15 protein-coding genes are annotated in these 17,043 nt (G+C 65.8%); 8 read left to right on the top strand and 7 right to left on the bottom strand.

All coding sequences use genetic code 11. The features are described from left to right. Positions 1-34 precede the first annotated feature (34 nt). Positions 35-1,228 (top strand): pyridoxamine 5'-phosphate oxidase, encoded by a 1,194-nt coding sequence (gene pdxH / locus B2R83_RS06685; RefSeq protein ID WP_292039432.1) that lies wholly within the window; start codon positions 35-37, stop codon positions 1,226-1,228. A 61-nt stretch (positions 1,229-1,289) separates the two neighbouring features. Continuing rightward, complete coding sequence (locus B2R83_RS06690) at positions 1,290-2,498, top strand: class I SAM-dependent methyltransferase (protein WP_292039434.1); 1,209 nt, start codon at positions 1,290-1,292, stop codon at positions 2,496-2,498. Here B2R83_RS06690 and msrA read toward each other — a convergent pair. Further along, entirely contained in the window at positions 2,491-3,030 is a 540-nt protein-coding gene (gene msrA, locus B2R83_RS06695; protein ID WP_036213099.1) for a peptide-methionine (S)-S-oxide reductase MsrA, read from the bottom strand. The genes B2R83_RS06690 and msrA overlap by 8 nt on opposite strands. 124 nt (positions 3,031-3,154) lie before the next feature. Between msrA and B2R83_RS06700 the strand changes: the two genes are divergently transcribed. The 5 genes from B2R83_RS06700 to B2R83_RS06720 all read left to right on the top strand — a co-directional run bounded on the left by B2R83_RS06700 (position 3,155) and on the right by B2R83_RS06720 (position 9,301). Continuing rightward, positions 3,155-3,661, top strand: a complete 507-nt coding sequence (locus B2R83_RS06700) for a flavin reductase family protein (RefSeq protein WP_036213102.1) — start codon at positions 3,155-3,157, stop codon at positions 3,659-3,661. Positions 3,662-3,806: 145 nt separating this feature from the next. Continuing rightward, positions 3,807-4,643: an SDR family NAD(P)-dependent oxidoreductase gene (locus tag B2R83_RS06705; protein WP_292039442.1), complete on the top strand. Its 837-nt coding sequence runs from the start codon at positions 3,807-3,809 to the stop codon at positions 4,641-4,643. A gap of 46 nt (positions 4,644-4,689) precedes the next feature. Continuing rightward, positions 4,690-5,667, top strand: coding sequence for an AraC family transcriptional regulator (locus B2R83_RS06710; protein WP_292039444.1), 978 nt, complete (start codon positions 4,690-4,692; stop codon positions 5,665-5,667). Positions 5,668-5,830: 163 nt separating this feature from the next. After that, positions 5,831-7,024: an acyl-CoA dehydrogenase gene (locus B2R83_RS06715; protein ID WP_209587236.1), complete on the top strand. Its 1,194-nt coding sequence runs from the start codon at positions 5,831-5,833 to the stop codon at positions 7,022-7,024. A gap of 300 nt (positions 7,025-7,324) precedes the next feature. Continuing rightward, on the top strand, positions 7,325-9,301 hold the full coding sequence (locus B2R83_RS06720) for a putative bifunctional diguanylate cyclase/phosphodiesterase (protein WP_209587235.1): 1,977 nt from the start codon (positions 7,325-7,327) through the stop codon (positions 9,299-9,301). Here B2R83_RS06720 and B2R83_RS06725 read toward each other — a convergent pair. The 6 genes from B2R83_RS06725 to B2R83_RS06750 all read right to left on the bottom strand — a co-directional run bounded on the left by B2R83_RS06725 (position 9,273) and on the right by B2R83_RS06750 (position 16,033). Beyond that, positions 9,273-10,193, bottom strand: coding sequence for a cupin-like domain-containing protein (locus B2R83_RS06725; protein ID WP_292039449.1), 921 nt, complete (start codon positions 10,191-10,193; stop codon positions 9,273-9,275). The genes B2R83_RS06720 and B2R83_RS06725 overlap by 29 nt on opposite strands. 73 nt (positions 10,194-10,266) lie before the next feature. After that, positions 10,267-11,154, bottom strand: a complete 888-nt coding sequence (locus tag B2R83_RS06730; protein WP_292039466.1) for an SMP-30/gluconolactonase/LRE family protein — start codon at positions 11,152-11,154, stop codon at positions 10,267-10,269. An 8-nt stretch (positions 11,155-11,162) separates the two neighbouring features. Further along, positions 11,163-12,587: an MFS transporter gene (locus B2R83_RS06735; protein WP_209587233.1), complete on the bottom strand. Its 1,425-nt coding sequence runs from the start codon at positions 12,585-12,587 to the stop codon at positions 11,163-11,165. Between the two features lie 99 nt (positions 12,588-12,686). Then, the gene (locus B2R83_RS06740) at positions 12,687-14,267 is read right to left on the bottom strand and encodes an aldehyde dehydrogenase (NADP(+)) (RefSeq protein ID WP_292039452.1); all 1,581 of its coding nucleotides are present in this window, start codon (positions 14,265-14,267) and stop codon (positions 12,687-12,689) included. 3 nt (positions 14,268-14,270) lie between these two features. After that, the gene (gene kdgD / locus B2R83_RS06745) at positions 14,271-15,188 is read right to left on the bottom strand and encodes a 5-dehydro-4-deoxyglucarate dehydratase (protein WP_292039454.1); all 918 of its coding nucleotides are present in this window, start codon (positions 15,186-15,188) and stop codon (positions 14,271-14,273) included. Positions 15,189-15,304: 116 nt separating this feature from the next. Continuing rightward, on the bottom strand, positions 15,305-16,033 hold the full coding sequence (locus tag B2R83_RS06750) for a FadR/GntR family transcriptional regulator (RefSeq protein WP_209587230.1): 729 nt from the start codon (positions 16,031-16,033) through the stop codon (positions 15,305-15,307). Positions 16,034-16,226: 193 nt separating this feature from the next. Between B2R83_RS06750 and B2R83_RS06755 the strand changes: the two genes are divergently transcribed. Further along, complete coding sequence (locus B2R83_RS06755) at positions 16,227-16,943, top strand: rhamnogalacturonan acetylesterase (protein WP_292039458.1); 717 nt, start codon at positions 16,227-16,229, stop codon at positions 16,941-16,943. Positions 16,944-17,043: the final 100 nt, after the last annotated feature.

The following is a 17,043-nucleotide window of genomic DNA, read 5'->3' on the forward strand; positions in this document are numbered from 1 at the left end:
ACCAAATTCTTCTCGTGTGTCAACAAAACGCCCCATGACTCTCAACCTCCACGACACCGCCCCCGATTTCGACCAGCCGATCGCCGTCCTCAAGCACTGCCATGACCGCATCCGCAAGCAGCTGGCGACCCTCGACAAGCTGCTCGCCCACCTGCCGGAATTCGGCGCCGACGAACAGGCGCGCCAGGCCGCGGCAGCGGTGCTGAAATACTTCGAGAAGGCGGCCCACCTGCACCACGACGACGAGGAACAGGACCTGATCCCGATGCTGCGCGCCGTGGCGCAAGGCGAGGACGCCGCCACCCTGCAGGCGCTGGCGCCGGTGATCCTGCAGGACCACAAGGACATGGACGCGCTCTGGCAGGATTTGCACGAGCAACTGACCGCGATCGCCGAAGGCCAGTCCGCGGTGCTGTCGGCCAGCGCGGTGCAGCGTTTCAGCCAGCGCTATCTTTCCCACATGGAACGCGAAGAAGGCACGATGGCGCCGATGGCCCTGCGTCTGTTCAGCCCGGAACAGATGGCCCAGCTGGGCAAGGCGATGCAGGCGCGCCGCGGCATCGGAGAAACCTCCCCTGCCCCGGCCATCGGCCAGGCCGTCGCCGACCTGCGCAAGGATTACGGCCAGGCCAGCCTGAACGAGAACGAGGTGATGGACGACCCGATGCTCCAGTTCACGCAATGGTTCGAGCAGGCGCTGAAGGCCGAGGTGAACGAGCCGAACGCCATGTCGGTGGCCACGGTGGCCGCCAACGGCCGTCCGAGTTCGCGCATCGTGCTGGTGAAGCAGTTCGACGAACGCGGTTTCACCTGGTACACCAACTACGACAGCCGCAAAGGCCAGGAGTTGGAGGATAATCAATACGCCGCTTTGTTGTTCTTTTGGAGCGAACTCGAACGCCAGGTGCGCATCGAAGGACGTGTGGAGCGCACCTCAAACGAAGAAAGCGACCGGTATTTCCGCAGCCGGCCGCTGAAAAGCCGTTTGTCGGCCATCGCCTCTCGTCAAAGCGCTCCAATCGGCAGCCGCGCTGAGCTGGAACAGAACTACGAAGCCGTAGCACGGCAAGCTGGAGATGATCCGGCGCGTCCGGGCAACTGGGGCGGTTTCCGCCTCGTGCCCGAGCGCCTGGAATTCTGGCAGGGGCGCCGCTCCCGCTTCCACGACCGCATCGTCTACGAGCGTCAGGAAGACGGCAGCTGGACCCGCCTGCGTTTGCAACCCTAGGCCGGCCGCAGCGCGAGCTCGCATCTGCGCGGCACGCCGGCCACCTATGCCGGAGGTGAGCGTGTTCGAGCAAATGGTATTGTCGGCCTGGAGTGCAGGCCTGCGTGACAAGCTGTCCCTGCCCTTGCGGGTGGAACTGTGGGATGGCCGCCAACTCGAGTTTTCCTCCGAGCCGGCACGGGTCACCATCCGCGTGCCCGACCGCTCCGCCCTGCGCTACCTGCGCTCGCCCTCGCTGTACAACCTGGGGCGGGCCTACGTCGAGGGAGCGATCGACATCAAGGGACGGGCGGCCGACATCATCAACGTCGGCAACGCGCTGGCGGCCAGCCTGGACAAGGGACGCGGCCGCCTCGGCGACATGCTGCGCCGCGCGGTCCCGCACACGCGCGAGAGCGATGCCGAAGCGATCCGCTACCACTACGACGTTTCCAACGATTTCTACGCGGCCTGGCTCGACCCGGCCATGGTGTATTCCTGCGCCTACTTCGAGAACGGCGACGAAGACCTGGCCACGGCCCAGCAAAAGAAGATCGACCACATCCTGCGCAAGATCGACCTGCGGCCCGGACAGACCTTGCTCGACATCGGCTGCGGCTGGGGTGCGCTGGTGCTGCGCGCGGCCCAGGCCTTCGGCGCGCGCTGCGTCGGCGTGACGCTGTCCGAGAACCAGGCCCGGCTTGCGCGCGAGCGCGTCGAACGGGCCGGATTGCAGGGACAGGTCGAGATTCGCCTGCAGGACTACCGCGACGTCGACGGCAGCTTCGAGCGCATCACCAGCGTCGGCATGTTCGAACACGTCGGCGTGCAGCACCTGCCGGAATATTTTTCACGCGTGAACCGGCTGCTGGCCCCGGGGGGCATAGTGATGAACCACGGCATCACGACCACCAATGTCGACAACAGCGCCACGCCCTACGGCGGCGGCGAATTCATCGACCAGTACGTGTTCCCGCACGGCGAGCTGGCCCACCTGGCCACGGTGGTGCGGGCGATGCAGGAAGGCGGACTGGAGGTGCGCGACGTGGAAAACCTGCGGCGCCACTACGCGAAGACCTGCGCGATCTGGACCGACAATTTCGAAGGCAATGCCGAGCATATCCGGACGCTGACGGACGAGAAGCGCTTCCGCATCTGGCACGTCTACCTGGCGGGCTGCGCCTACGCCTTCGCGCACGGGAGGATCAGCCTGTACCAGATCGTGTGCGGCAAGGCGGATGGAGAGGTCGAGCAATTGCCGTGGTCGCGCAAGTACATGTACGCTACTTGAGCCGCTCGCTGAAGGTCTTGCGGAACTTCGCCACCTTCGGCGCCACCACGAAGGCGCAGTAGCCCTGCAGCGGATGCTGCGCAAAATAATTCTGGTGATAGTCCTCGGCCTTGTACCAGGTCTCCTGGGGCAACAGCTGGGTCACGATCGGCGCATCCCATACCGCCGCCATCTCGGCCATCACTTTGCGCGCCGTCGCCTCCTGCTCCGGCGAGGTGGTGAAGATCACCGAACGGTATTGCGGGCCGACATCGTTGCCCTGGCGGTCAGGCGTGGTCGGATCATGGATCGTGAAGAAGATCTCGAGGATGTCGCGGTAGCTGATCACCGTTGGGTCGAACTCGAGCCGCACCACCTCGGCGTGGCCGGTCGTGCCCGCGCACACTTGTTCGTAGCTCGGATTGGCGACGTGGCCGCCCATGTAGCCCGATTCCACGCGCGTCACGCCGCGCGCTTCCAGGTAGACCGCTTCCAGGCACCAGAAGCATCCGCCACCCAGGATGGCTACCTCCCTCCCGCTTTGTTCGCTCATTGCACGCACCTTTGCTATTTCGTCAGATTCGATAGTTCTTAATGTAACGCAAAGCGCACTTTCATGCAGTGCGCTCGGGATCAATACCCGGCCGGCCGCCCGACAGTGGCATAATGGCGATCCAATGAATACACGCTCTCCCCGTGCCACGACGCGCGGTTTCGACTCGGCGCATTTTCGCCACGCCCTGTCGCAATTCGCCACCGGTGTCACCATCATCACCACGCGCCTTGCCGACGGCTCTTTCCGCGGCCTGACCGCCAGTTCCTTCAACTCGGTCTCGCTCGAGCCCCCGCTCGTCCTGTGGAGCCTGGGCGCCGGCGCCAACAGCCTGCCCATCTTCAGCGGCAACTCGCATTACGTCATCAACGTGCTGGGCGCGGGCCAGCAGGACCTGGCGCTGCGCTTTTCGCGCCGCAGCATCGACGATCCCTTCACCGGCGTCGAATACGAACTGTCGCGCACCGGCCTGCCGATCCTGAAGGGCGTCTCGGCCTGGTTCGAATGCCACAACCGCAGCCGCTATCCGGAAGGCGACCACGTCATCTTCGTGGGCGAAGTCGAGGAATGCGCCGTGCATCCGCAATCGGCGCTGCTGTTCCATGGCGGGCGATTCGGTGCAACCGGATAGAGCGGCCGTTTAAGAACGTTTCCCGTGCAGCTGGCGAGGATCACGCCAGCTCTCCGGATTTCTAGGCAAATCCCGTCGGGTCCCGCGCCCTACCATTCTCTTCACCTTAACGCCGCGTCAAGCGGCATATCATGGAGAAGAGATCATGTCCAAAGTCTGGTTCATTACGGGCGCCGGCCGCGGCATCGGCGCGGAAATTGCTCATGCAGCTATCGCAAATGGCGACCGCGTTGTTGCGGCGGCTCGCAGCCTTGCACAGCTGACATCCACCTTCGCCTCGGTCGATTCGGAGCAGGTCGAACTGGTCGAACTCGACGTCGCCAAGGAAACGCAAGCCATGGCCGCCATCGAGGCCGCCGTCGCTCGCTTCGGCCGCATCGACGTGCTCGTCAACAACGCCGCCTATGGGCTGCTGGGCAACTTCGAGGAGCTGTCCCCGGCCGACATCGAACAGCAGTTCACGGTCAATGTATTCGGCGTGATGCACGTGCTGCGTGCCGCCCTGCCGGTGTTGCGCCGCCAGCGCGCGGGCCACGTCGTCAACATCAGCTCGATCGCCGGCGTCACCGGCTTCGACGGCGCCTCGGTCTACTGCGCCACCAAGTATGCGATCGAAGGCCTGTCTTCTTCGCTCGGGCTGGAGTTGGCCAAGTTCGGCATCAAGGTGAGCACAGTCGAGCCGGGCTTCTTCCGTACCGACTTCCTCGACCAGAGCTCGGTGCGCTACGGCCAGAAGGTGATCGACGATTATGCGGGCCACGGCTCGGTCGCGAACGCGTATGGTGCCTACCACGGCAAGCAGCTGGGCGATCCGGCCAAGCTCGCCAAGCTGGTGGTGCACCTGGCCGGGATGGACAATCCGCCGAAACATTTTCTTGCCGGAAGCGATGCACTCGCCATGGCACAATCCGAGATCGACGCCCGCTTGACCGAGCTGAACGCCCTGGCTGGACTGTCGCGCTCGACCGACCACGATGCCTGAGCACCGGGAACTGATGGTATCCTGCGACCGATAGCGCCATGAAGCCATGAACTCGCCCGACCAGCTCCCCATCCTTGCCGGTGTCCGGACAAGCGAGCCGCCCCAGCAGCCGGCCATGCCCGCGCTTGCGCGCTTGGCGCGGAGCCTGCTTGCCAATGCGCCGCAGGACGGTTCTTTCGAGACCTGCATTCCGGGCGTACATGCCATCCGCGCTTCGACCACCAGCGCGGAACTGGTGCATGGCCTGCACCGCCCTGCCCTGTGCATCGTTGCGCAGGGCGCCAAGACGGTCATGCTGGGCGAAGAGTCCTACGAATACGATCCCTCGCGCATGATGATCTTTTCGCTGGACCTGCCGATCGCCGCCATGATCAGGCAAGCCAGCGTGGCCGCGCCCTACCTGTCCTTCCGGCTCGATTTCGACCAGCAACGGCTGGCGGAACTGATCCTGAAGGCCTATCCGGAAGGTGTACCGGCCGTTCGCGACAGGCGTGCCGTGTACGTGGCGCAGGCGGGCGAGGCCATCGTCGACGCCGCGGCGCGTTTGATGGCGCTGGCCGGCCAGCCCGAGGATGCCGCCCTGCTGGCGCCGCTGGCCATCGACGAGATCATGCTGCGCCTCTTGCGCGGCCCCTTTGGCGCACGCCTGGCCCAGCTCGGCCGCGTCGAGTCGCACCGTATCGGCAAGGTAGTGGACTGGATCCGCCGGCATTACGACCGGCCTGTCCGCATCGACGACATGGCCGAGCTGGCGCACATGAGTCCCTCCTCCCTGCATGAGCACTTCAAGTCGCTGACCTCGATGAGCCCGCTGCAGTTCCAGAAGACCCTGCGCCTGCAGGAAGCACGCCGCCTGATGTTGTCGACCGGCATGGATGCCGGACTTGCTTGCCAGCGTGTCGGCTATGCCAGCCCCTCGCAGTTCAGCCGTGAATATGCGCGCCATTTCGGCTCGGCGCCGACACGCGACATGCTGCGCCTGCGCAATGCCGGCCTGGTGCAAGCAGTATCGTTTACGCAATAATCCGCCATCGTCGGCGCGCGAATTTCCGACCGAGCAAAAATGAAAATGCTTGTCGCAGATTCAAAAGATACGGCGGCGCACCATTCTTATAATGGTCAAGCTATGGCGCGGCCTCCAGACTGGCGTGCGCCTCGTACAAGAACCTATCGAGACAGGAAGATCCATGAGCCATTCCGATTCGCCCCGCAAAGCCGCCTTCCACTGGGACGACCCCCTGCTGCTGAACAGCCAGCTCACCGATGAAGAACGCATGGTGCGCGAGGCTGCGGCGAGCTACTGCCAGGACAAGCTCAAGCCGCGCATCCTCGAGGCTTTCCGCCACGAGCGCATGGACAACGCGATCTTCCGCGAAATGGGCGAACTCGGCCTGCTCGGCCCGACCATCCCGGAACAATACGGCGGCCCGGGCCTGAACTACGTCTCGTACGGCCTGATCGCACGCGAGGTCGAGCGCGTCGACTCCGGCTACCGCTCGATGATGAGCGTGCAGTCCTCGCTGGTGATGGTGCCGATCTTTGAATTCGGCAATGAGGAAACCAAGCAGAAATACCTGCCGAAACTGGCCACCGGCGAATGGATCGGCTGCTTCGGCCTGACCGAGCCGAACCACGGCTCCGACCCGGCCTCGATGGTCACCCGCGCCCGCAAGGTCGAGGGCGGCTATTCGCTGAGCGGTTCCAAGATGTGGATCACCAACTCGCCGGTCGCCGATGTGTTCGTGGTCTGGGCCAAGGACGACGAAGGCGCGATCCGCGGCTTCGTGCTGGAAAAGGGCTGGAAGGGCCTGAGCGCTCCCGCCATTCACGGCAAGTTCGGCCTGCGCGCCTCGGTCACCGGCGAGATCGTCATGGACGAGGTGTTCTGCCCGGAAGAAAACGCCTTCCCGGACGTGCGCGGCCTGAAGGGCCCGTTCACCTGCCTGAACTCGGCGCGCTACGGCATCGCCTGGGGCGCGCTCGGCGCTGCCGAAGACTGCTGGCACACGGCGCGCCAGTATGTGCTGGACCGCAAGCAGTTCGGCAAGCCGCTCGCCGCCAACCAGCTGGTGCAGAAGAAGCTGGCCGACATGCAGACCGAAATCACCCTCGGCCTGCAGGGCTGCCTGCGCCTGGGCCGCATGAAGGACGAAGGCACCGCCGCCGTCGAGATCACCTCGATCATGAAGCGCAACTCCTGCGGCAAGTCACTGGATATTGCCCGCACGGCACGTGACATGCTCGGCGGTAACGGCATCTCGGACGAGTTCGGCATCGTGCGCCACATGGTCAACCTCGAAGTGGTCAATACCTACGAAGGCACCCACGACATCCACGCGCTGATCCTCGGCCGCGCACAGACCGGCATCGCCGCGTTCTGATCCTCCAGGCGCGCCGCCGGCCGGTGGCGCGCTTTCCCATGCAACACTGATTTCGTTACAACAGACTTTTCTAATTTCAATCGTGCCGCGTCAATACAACGTGATTTTGCGCTAGGATAGTTACTCAACTCTTATAACTAAAAATAGCGGTTATCTCAGACCATTTCGCGAGGTTGGATGAGCGCCCTTGACGGACCGCAATTGCCTGCTCTTGGCGACGCACACGCGTTGTCGCTCGAGCTGTTGCTCCAGAACTTGCCTGGAGTCGCTTATCGCTGTCGCTACGATGCCGACTGGACGATGGAATTCATCAGCGCCGGTGTGGAGAAGTTGACTGGTTATCCGGCAGCCGCATTCCTGGCGCGTCCAGGCATGAATTTCGCCAGCCTGATCCATCCGGACGACCGCGCCGGCGCCGAACGCAGCGTCGCCCTGGCACTGCAGCAGGGACGCGCCTTCAAGCTGACCTACCGCATCCGCTGCGCCACCGGCGAAACACGATGGGTCTATGAACAGGGAGCAGCACCGCCTCAGGGACGGGGCAAGATCCTTGAAGGCTTCATGTTCGACTACACGGAACTGCGCAATGCCAACCTGCTGGTGCAGGAACAGGCTTCCTACCTGCAGCAGGCGCGCGATGCGATCATCGCGATGGACCTGAATTCGCGCATCACTTACTGGAATCACGGCGCAGAGCGGCTCTACGGCTGGAGCGCTTCCGAAGCACGTGGCAAGAAATTCTCCGATTTACTTTGCGAGAACCTGCCAGCCTACCACGCAGCCTACGAGAACACACTCGCCAACGGCGGGTGGATGGGCGAGTTGTCGCACCTGCGCCGCGACGGCGTTTGCATCGAGACCGATACCCGCTGGACGCTGATGGCCAACGACCGCGAGTCGGGCGCGCCGCAGAAGATTCTGGTGATCAGCACCGACATCAGCGAACGCAAGCACAATGAAGCGAAGATCTACCGACTTGCCTTCTTCGACCCATTGACCGACCTGCCGAACCGCGCCAGTCTGCTCGACCATCTGCGCCGCGCCCTGCTGGGCAGTGCGCGCACGCGCAAGTGCGGCGCCCTGATGTTCTGCGACCTCGACAATTTCAAATACCTGAACGACTCGCAGGGGCACGCCGCCGGCGACCTGCTGCTGCAGGCGGTGGCACGCCGCCTCGAGCACTGCGTGCGCGAGGCCGACATGGTAGCGCGCCTGGGCGGTGACGAGTTCGTGATCCTGATCCAGCCTGTGGAAGACACGCGCGAGGGCGCGGCGGCCCAGGCCGAGACGGTGGCCAGCAAGGTGGTGGCCGCAATGGCGGCGCCCTTCCAATTGGCCGACATGATGTATTCGGTCTCGGTCAGCGTCGGCGTGACCACCTTGTGCGGTACCGTGGACACGGTCGAGTCGACGCTGCGCCAGGCCGACGCCGCGATGTACCAGTCCAAGGCCTGCGGGCGCAACACCTACCGCTTCCACGACCCCGCGGTGCAGGCGGCGTGGTCGGCTCGGGCCGAGCTGGAAGGCGCGATGCGGCGTGCGCTGCGCGACAACGAGTTCGTACTGCATTACCAGCCGCAGCTCGACCGCAGCAGCCGTGTGATCGGCGCCGAAGCGCTGTTACGCTGGCGCCTGCCGGACGGTCGGCTGCTGTACCCGGCCGAGTTCATCCAGGCTGCTGAAGAGAGCGGCCTGATCATCGACATCGGACGCTGGGTGCTGCGCACCGCCTGCGCCGAGCTGGCGCGCTGGCAGCACTATCCGGACACCGCCGGGCTGACGATGTCGGTCAATGTCAGCGCCGGCCAGTTCATCGAGCCCGACTTCGTGCCGATGCTGCAACAGGTGTTCGAAGAAACCGGGGTGCAGCCGTCCAGCCTCAAGCTCGAGCTGACCGAAAGCCTGGTGGTGCGCGATTTCAGCCACACCGCGCATACCATGGCCACCCTGAAGCAGCGCGGCATCAGCTTTTCGCTGGACGACTTCGGCACCGGCTACTCGTCGCTGGCCTACCTGCGCAAGCTGCCGCTCGACCAGCTCAAGATCGACCAGTCCTTCATGCGCGACGTGCTGACCGACCAGAACGACGCGTCCATCGTGCGCTCGATCATCGCGCTGGGCGAGAGCCTGGGCCTGCAGGTGATCGCGGAAGGCGTCGAGACGCCGGGCCAGCGCCAGTTCCTGTCGGACGCCGGCTGCTACATCTACCAGGGCTTTCTGTACCAGCACGCGCTCAGCGCCGAGCATTTCACGCAGTACGCGCGCACGGTGCATTAGCCCCGAGCGCCAGCGGTATGCCTCGCGCCCAGCGGTTCGAGGAGAGCGAGAATTCGAGCGCCCGCACCTGGTGGAACCAGCCGGCCGGCACGTACAGCAGGTCGCCCGGCGCGACGATGCACTCGACCGTGGCCGCCTGGAGCGCCAGCGGATACGCGTCGAAGTCCGGCGCCTCCGGGTCGACGGGTGAACCGAACAGGACCGGATTGGCTTCGTTCGCATACAGGAAGGCGTCGTGGTGAGGCGGCGCCAGAAAGATGCGTTTGGTGCCCCAGATTTGCGCGAAGATGTTGTCGTCGAAGTCGCAATGCAGGGGCGTCATCGTGCCCACCGGGCCGAGCCAGAAACGGGGCGGCCCCATCTTGCGAAAATAGGCCGGCCAGTGGCACAGGCGGTTCAGCTCGCGCAGTTCCAGGTTGCCGACATAGGGCGGCGGCTCGCCGGCGCCGTGGATGCGTTCGGGCTCGAGGTCGAGGTAGGCGCGCAAGGACATGTCGCGCATCGGGCGGTCAGCCCGGAAGGGTTGCCGGATGTAGTCGCCGACGCGGGCGCGCACCGGCAGATCGCCGTAGCGTTCGCGCAGCTCGAGCGGGGTAAGGCTGCACAGGGGCCAGCGATCGACCAGGCCGGTCATGATGAAGGGGAGTCCTTGCGCGGCGCGCGCCGCGAAGGCTGCCGCGTCCAGCCGCTTGAGGCGCGGCACCTCGGAGGGGATCGGCAGGCCGCGCGCATGGTCCTTGACGGCCTGGCGCATCGCGGCGATCGAGACGACGCCGCGCACCGCGGCGTCGCGCTCTTCCTGCGCCAGCTTCCTGGCTGCCGCGTCTTCCGGCGTCGTCGCCGGCGTCGGCAGCGGTGGCAGGATGCCTTTCGCTTCCCTCTTGTCCTGCATATGTTTTCAGCACTCCACACGAAACCGTACAGGTTAGCGCGTGGAGGCCAGGATGTCGACAAATGCGGTCGAATCAGGCGCGGCTTGCGCCGAAGGGCGTTTCCGCCACGCCCTGCACACCCGGGCGCAGCAGCACCACCGAACCCGCCTCGCCGCCCGAGCCCGAGTCGATCGAGGTCACCAGCAGGGTATCGAGCTGCGGCCCGCCGAAGGCGCACATCGAAGGCTTGGCCATCGGCAGCGCGATCTCGCGGTCCAGCTTCCCGCCCGGCGTGAAGCGCTGTACCAGGCCGCCGTCGTTGGCGCAGGTCCAGTAGCAGCCGTCGACATCGACCGCGGCGCCGTCCGGGCGGCCCTTCTGCCCGCTCAGGTCGAGGAAGACGCGCTTGTTGTGCGGGATGCCCTGCTCGACGTCGTAGTCGAAGGCCCACACGGTGCGGCGCTGCGGATGCGAATCCGACAGGTACATGGTGCGCCCGTCGGGCGACCAGGCCAGGCCGTTCTGCGTCAGCAGGCCGCTCACGACCGGACCGTGCAGCCCTTCGCCCGCGCTGTAGCGGTACAGGCCGCCGACCGCGCGCGCCGCGCCCATGTCCATGAACATGGTGCCGCTCCAGAAACGGCCCTGGCGGTCGCAGCGCCCGTCGTTGAAGCGCATGCCTTCGCCCAGCTCAAGCGCGGACGGCGCGGCCAGGCGCGTGGCCTCGGCCTTGCCGTCCTCGCCCAGGACCAGGCGATGGATGCCGGTTTCCATGCCGGCCACCAGGCTGCCGTCGACGGCGCCTGCGATGCAGGCCACCATCTCGGGCGCTTCCCAGTGGCGCAGCGCGCTGGTGGCGTGGTCCATGCGCCAGACGCGGCGCGCCGGGATGTCCACCCAGTACCACGCAGCTTCTGCCGCGTTCCAGGTGGGACTTTCGCCGGTGGCGCAATGCACGCCTTCGATACGGTCGATCTCCATGCCTGCCATTACAGGTCGGTGATCTCGCGGTGTGCCGGCACCAGGGCCTTCATCACCAGCCAGGCCGTCAGGTAGGCCAGCGCGCAGATCGAGAACATGATCAGGTAGCCGGTTTCCAGGTGACCCAGGGCGCCGTAGTAGTCAAACAGCCAGCCGCCCAGCTTGGTGAGCAGCACGCCGCCCAGGCCGCCGGCCATGCCGCCAATGCCGACCACCGAACCGACGCTGTGCTTGGGGAACATGTCCGACACGGTGGTGAACAGGTTGGCCGACCAGGCCTGGTGCGCCGAGGCGCCGATGCCGATCAGGATCACCGGGATCCAGAAGCCCAGGTAGCCGAGCGGCTGGGCCAGCAGCACCACCAGCGGGAACAGGGCGATGGTGAACATGGCGCGCATGCGGCCCTGGTAGATGCTGTGGCCGCGGTCGATGAACCAGGTCGGCAGCCAGCCGCCACCGATACTGCCCACCATCGTCATGCTGTACAGGACAGCCAGCGGCAGGACCATCTCCGGGCCGGTGAGGCCGTACTGCGCCGACATGTACTTCGGCAGCCAGAACAGGAAGAACCACCACACGCCGTCGGTCATGAACTTGCCGAAGGCGAACGCCCAGGTCTGGCGGTAGCCCAGCAGCTTGAACCACGATGCCTTCGGCTTGGCCGCTGCGGCGGTCGGGTTCGCGTCCGCAGGCGCGCTGTCGCTGTTGATGTAGGCCAGTTCGCCTGCGCTGAGGCGCTTCTGGCGATCCGGGGTGTCGTACAGCCAGATCCAGATGCCCATCCAGATGAAGCCGATGGCGCCGACCGCGATGAAGGCGGCCTGCCAGCCCCAGTACTCGGCGATCAGGGGCACGGTCAGCGGCGCCAGGATCGCGCCGACGTTGGCGCCGGAGTTGAAGATGCCGGTGGCGAAGGAACGCTCGCGCTTGGGGAAGTACTCGGCGGTGGCCTTGATCGCGGCCGGGAAGTTGCCCGCCTCGCCGATCGCCAGCACCGCGCGGCCCACCATGAAGCCGACGATCGAGACCGGCACCGCGGCCAGGCCGAGCGTGGTGAACACGCTGTTGACCGCATTGCCGATGCCGATGGCGTAGGCGTGCGCAACGGCGCCGATCGACCAGACCACGATGGCGAGGACGAAGGCGCGCTTGGTGCCGAGGCGGTCGATCACGCGGCCGGCGAACAGCATCGAGATGGCGTAGACGAACTGGAAGACTGCCGTGATGTTGGCGTAGTCGGTGTTCGACCAGCCGAATTCCTTGGTAAGCAGCGGCGCCAGCAGGCTCAGGACCTGGCGGTCGAGGTAGTTGATGGTGGTGGCGAAGAACAGGAGGGCGCAGATGGTCCAGCGATACTTGCCCACCGTCGAGGTGAGACCCGGGGCCTGCTCCGCGCGTTGCTTCGCATTTGCGCTCATGACTTGCTGATTCATGGGATCAGTTCTTTTCAAACGAAACAGCCGGCGTCTCCTCCGGCTGGTGCTTCAATCGGTGAAAAGGGGGCGCAAAGTCGAACCTTGCGCCCCCTCACATTACTCTGCGACTTTCAGGTCTCCATCCAGCACGCGCGCAAGGCGCAGTGGATTGTCGTCGCGAAGCGCCTCCGGCAGCAAGCCTTCCGGCACGTTCTGGTAGCACACCGGCCGCAGGAAGCGGTCGATCGCGCTCGCGCCCACCGAGGTGGTGCGGCTGTCGCTGGTGGCCGGGAACGGACCGCCGTGGACCATCGCGTGCGACACTTCGACGCCGGTCGGGAAGCCGTTGAACAGCACCCGGCCCGCCTTGCGTTCCAGGACCGGCAGCAGCTTTGCGGCCAGCGCATGGTCGGCCGGCTTGGCGTGCACGGTCGCGGTCAGCTGGCCATGCAGCTGTTCAGCCGCCTGCAGCATCTGCTCTTCGCTATCGAAACGCACCACCAGCGCGGCCGGGCCGAAGATCTCGTCCTGCAGCTCCGGGTTGCCGATGAAGTCCGCAGCATCGACCTCGTACAGCGCAGCCTGCGCAGCGCAGCCGATGCCTTCGGTACCGCCCTGGGCGACCAGGCGCAGGCCCTTGGCGGCGCCGAAGCGTGCGATACCGCTGTTGTAGGCGTCATGGATGCCGGCGGTCAGCATGGTGCCCGCGCCCTTGGCTGCCAGCGCCGTGGTGGCCGCCGCAGTGAAGGCGCCAAGGGCCGCGCCCTTGACCGCGAACACCAGGCCAGGGTTGGTGCAGAACTGGCCCACGCCCAGGGTCAGCGAGTCGACGAAGCCGTTCGCAAGAAGCGAGCCGCCCTCTTCCAGCGCTGCTGGCAGGAGGAACACCGGGTTCACGCTGCTCATCTCGGCGTAGACCGGGATCGGTTCCGGACGTGCGGCCGCGGTGCGCATCAGCGCGGTGCCGCCGCCACGCGAGCCGGTGAAGCCGACCGCCTTGATGGCCGGGTGGCTGACCAGCTGCTGGCCGACGGTGCGGCCGTCGCCGAAGATCATCGAGAACACGCCTTCCGGCAGGCCGCACTCCTGCACCGCGCGCTGGACGGCGCGGCCGACCAGTTCCGAGGTGCCGAGGTGGGCGCCGTGGGCTTTCACGATGACCGGGCAGCCTGCTGCCAGTGCCGATGCGGTATCGCCGCCCGCGACCGAGAAGGCCAGCGGGAAGTTACTGGCGCCGAAGACCACGACCGGGCCGAGGCCGATCTTGGCCAGGCGCAGGTCGGGACGCGGCGGGGTGCGTTCCGGCAGCGCGCTGTCGATCGTCGCGCCCAGGAAGCGGCCGTCGCGCACCACTTTCGCGAACAGGCGCAGCTGGGTCACGGTGCGCATGCGCTCGCCTTCCAGGCGGGCTTGCGGCAGGCCGGTTTCCTGCTGGGCGCGTTCGATCAGGCTTGATCCGATGGCCAGGATCTGTTCCGCCACCGCTTCCAGGAAGCGGGCGCGCTGGGCCAAAGGCAGCGAACGGTACGGATCGAACGCTTGGGCTGCGAGTTCGCAGGCACGTTCCACGTCGGCGCCGGTCGCCTGGCCGAAGGCGGGCTCGAACTCGCCGCGGGTGGACGGGTTGTAGGCTTTCACCTCGCCCGCGCTACCGCGGACGAGCTGGCTGCCGATGATCATTTCACCAGTGATCTGCATGGCTTACACCGGGTTCTTTTGTTTCTTGATCAGTTCCAGCAGCATTTCGTCTTCTGCCGGGGTCAGGTCGGTCAGCGGCGGACGCACCGGACCTGCGCCGTGGCCGACCAGGCGGGCGCCGGCCTTGACGATGCTGACAGCGTAGCCGCCCTTGCGGTTGCGGATCTCCAGGTACGGCAGGAAGAACTCGTCCAGCAGGCGGTTGGTGGTGGCGGTGTCGCCGCTGGCGGTGGCGTGGTAGAAGTCCATTGCCAGCTGCGGCACGAAGTTGAACACGGCCGACGAGTACACCGGGGTGCCCAGGGCCTTGTAGGCGCCGGCATACACTTCCGCGGTCGGCAGGCCGCCCAGGTAGCTGAAACGGTCGCCCAGCTTGCGGTAGATCGAGACCATCAGTTCGATGTCGCCGATGCCGTCCTTGAAGCCGATCAGGTTCGGGCAACGGTCGGCCAGCTTGGCCAGCGAGTCCGCGCTCAGGCGGCAGGCGGCGCGGTTGTACACCACGACACCGATCTTCACGGAGCGGCACACCGCTTCGACGTGGGCGATCAGGCCATCCTGGTTGGATTCGGTCAGGTAGTGCGGCAGCAGCAGCAGGCCCTGGGCGCCCTGGCGCTCGGCTTCCTGTGCGTGGGCGATGGCGGCGCGGGTCGGGCCGCCGCAGCCTGCCAGGATCGCGACGCCGGTACCGGCGCAGGTGTCGACCGCGGTCTTGACGATCTGGCTGTACTCTTCGCCATGCAGCGAGAAGTATTCGCCGGTGCCGCCGGCGGCGAACAGCGCGGTCGCGCCGTACGGCGCCAGCCATTCCAGGCGCTTCTGGTAGCCGGCTCGGTCGAATTCGAGTTCGGCGGTGAAGTCGGTGATCGGGAAGGACAGCAGGCCGTGCGACAGGACTTTTTGTAGTTCGAGTGCTTGCATTACAGAGTCTCCAGGACAGATGTGTGAAATACGGGTGAAGAAAGGATTACCGCGCTAAGTTGTATGTCATCGTACAACCTAAGCGATGAGCTCGCAAGCAGAATGTGCGACTTTTTTTAATTGATCATGGATTCGATCCGGCGCTGCGCCTGCACCAGCCGTTCGCGGCTGTTGGACAGGTGGGTGCGCATGGCCGCGCGTGCGGCCTCCGGATCGCGGCGCTCGATGGCGCGGAAGATGTCGTCGTGTTCGCGGCCGACGCGCTCGTTGAAGTTGGCCGGCTTGTCCTGCTCCAGCTCCACCGTGTTCAGGCGCGCGCGCGGGATGATCGCGTTGCCGAGCTGGGTGAGGATGTCTTCGAAATAGCGGTTGCCGGTGGCCTGCGCGATGAGCAGGTGGAAGCGCTTGTCGGCATCCACCGCCGACCTGCCGACCGCCATCGCTTCATGCATCTCGGCCAGGGCCACGCCCAGGTCCCGCACCTGCTCGTCGGTGCGGCGCACCGCGGCCAGGCCGGCCGTTTCGGTCTCGACGCCGATGCGCAGCTCCAGGATCGACAGCACGTCGCGCAGGGTCAGGATGCTTTCGGCATCGATGCCCAGGCCGGACTGCGGGCGTTCCAGCACGAAGGTCCCGATGCCGTGGCGCGTCTGCACCAGCCCGGAGGCCTGCAGGTGCGAAATCGCCTCGCGCACCACGGTGCGGCTCACGCCGTGCTGCGCCATCATCGAGGATTCGGTCGGCAGTTTTTCGCCCGGCTTGAGGATGCCCTGGCGGATGCTGCTGCTGATCTGTTCGACGACGCCCTGTGCGAGGTTACGGGGCTTGCGCTGGGTGGGGAGCATGTGGTGAATAAAGCTTGGAATGAGAGATAAGACAATTATATATCAAGACAAGTTGTATGACGTCTTATGACAAGACATCTCAAATGCGCTGTGTCGGCGGCGCCACAACGGGTATCCTCCACAACCCGGCCTGACCGCTTGATAAATTGGTCAGGCCAAAATAGAATCTGGCGAACCTTTAGGAGTCCGCCCCATGTTACGTCCTGCCCGTTCCCTCGCCTGCCTGCTTCCCCTGCTGTTCGCCGGCTGCGCCAATGCCGCCGCCCTGCCCGACCGTGTGATCCTGGTCGGCGACTCCACCATGGCCAGCACCACCGGCTACGGCGACGCCCTGTGCGCGCGCCTGACGCCGGAGACGGCCTGCCACAACCTGGCGCGCGGCGGGCGCAGCTCGGGCAGCTTCCGGGCCGAGAAACGCTGGGACGAGGTCATGGAACTGCTGCGCAAGGGCGCGGGCTTCCGCAAGACCTATGTGCTGATCCAGTTCGGCCATAACGACCAGCCGGGCAAGCCGGGGCGCTCCACCGACTACGTCACCGAATTCCCCGCCAACATGCAGCGCTACGTGGAAGAAGCCCGTTCGCTCGGCGGCGAACCGGTGCTGGTGACACCGCTGACGCGCCGCATCTTCAAGGACGGCTACGTGCACAATGACCTGGCGCCCTGGGCCGCCACCGTGCGCACGATCGCGCGCGCCACGCATACGCCGCTGGTCGACCTGAACGCGCTGTCGCTGGCGGCGGTGCAGGAGATGGGATCGCAGGAAGCGGACAAGCTGGCACGCCTAGGGGCCAACTTCGACCACACCCACCTCGGCCCGCTCGGCGCGGAACGCTTCTCCGGCATCGTGGCCAGGGAGCTGGTGCGCAAGGTGCCGGCGCTGTCCGCATCGATGTGGGGCGCACAGTGAAGGCGCCGCTCGCATTGATGGCGCTGGCCGCGGCCGGCGCCGTGGCGGCGCCGCTCACGCCCCCCCCGTTCCGGCCAGCCACCGCGGCCGTGCCGGACCC

Source organism: Massilia sp. UBA6681, from assembly GCF_002454935.1.
Taxonomy (GTDB): Bacteria; Pseudomonadota; Gammaproteobacteria; order Burkholderiales; family Burkholderiaceae_D; genus Telluria; species Telluria varians.

Bases quoted from the DNA above. Each gene is read 5' to 3' on its own strand.
- pdxH (WP_292039432.1), top strand. From the start codon at position 35: ATGACTCTCAACCTCCACGACACCGCCCCCGATTTCGACCAGCCGATC.
- msrA (WP_036213099.1), bottom strand. From the start codon at position 3,030: ATGAGCGAACAAAGCGGGAGGGAGGTAGCCATCCTGGGTGGCGGATGC.
- B2R83_RS06700 (WP_036213102.1), top strand. From the start codon at position 3,155: ATGAATACACGCTCTCCCCGTGCCACGACGCGCGGTTTCGACTCGGCG.
- B2R83_RS06705 (WP_292039442.1), top strand. From the start codon at position 3,807: ATGTCCAAAGTCTGGTTCATTACGGGCGCCGGCCGCGGCATCGGCGCG.
- B2R83_RS06710 (WP_292039444.1), top strand. From the start codon at position 4,690: ATGAACTCGCCCGACCAGCTCCCCATCCTTGCCGGTGTCCGGACAAGC.
- B2R83_RS06715 (WP_209587236.1), top strand. From the start codon at position 5,831: ATGAGCCATTCCGATTCGCCCCGCAAAGCCGCCTTCCACTGGGACGAC.
- B2R83_RS06720 (WP_209587235.1), top strand. From the start codon at position 7,325: ATGGAATTCATCAGCGCCGGTGTGGAGAAGTTGACTGGTTATCCGGCA.
- B2R83_RS06725 (WP_292039449.1), bottom strand. From the start codon at position 10,193: ATGCAGGACAAGAGGGAAGCGAAAGGCATCCTGCCACCGCTGCCGACG.
- B2R83_RS06730 (WP_292039466.1), bottom strand. From the start codon at position 11,154: ATGGAGATCGACCGTATCGAAGGCGTGCATTGCGCCACCGGCGAAAGT.
- B2R83_RS06735 (WP_209587233.1), bottom strand. From the start codon at position 12,587: ATGAATCAGCAAGTCATGAGCGCAAATGCGAAGCAACGCGCGGAGCAG.
- B2R83_RS06740 (WP_292039452.1), bottom strand. From the start codon at position 14,267: ATGCAGATCACTGGTGAAATGATCATCGGCAGCCAGCTCGTCCGCGGT.
- kdgD (WP_292039454.1), bottom strand. From the start codon at position 15,188: ATGCAAGCACTCGAACTACAAAAAGTCCTGTCGCACGGCCTGCTGTCC.
- B2R83_RS06750 (WP_209587230.1), bottom strand. From the start codon at position 16,033: ATGCTCCCCACCCAGCGCAAGCCCCGTAACCTCGCACAGGGCGTCGTC.
- B2R83_RS06755 (WP_292039458.1), top strand. From the start codon at position 16,227: ATGTTACGTCCTGCCCGTTCCCTCGCCTGCCTGCTTCCCCTGCTGTTC.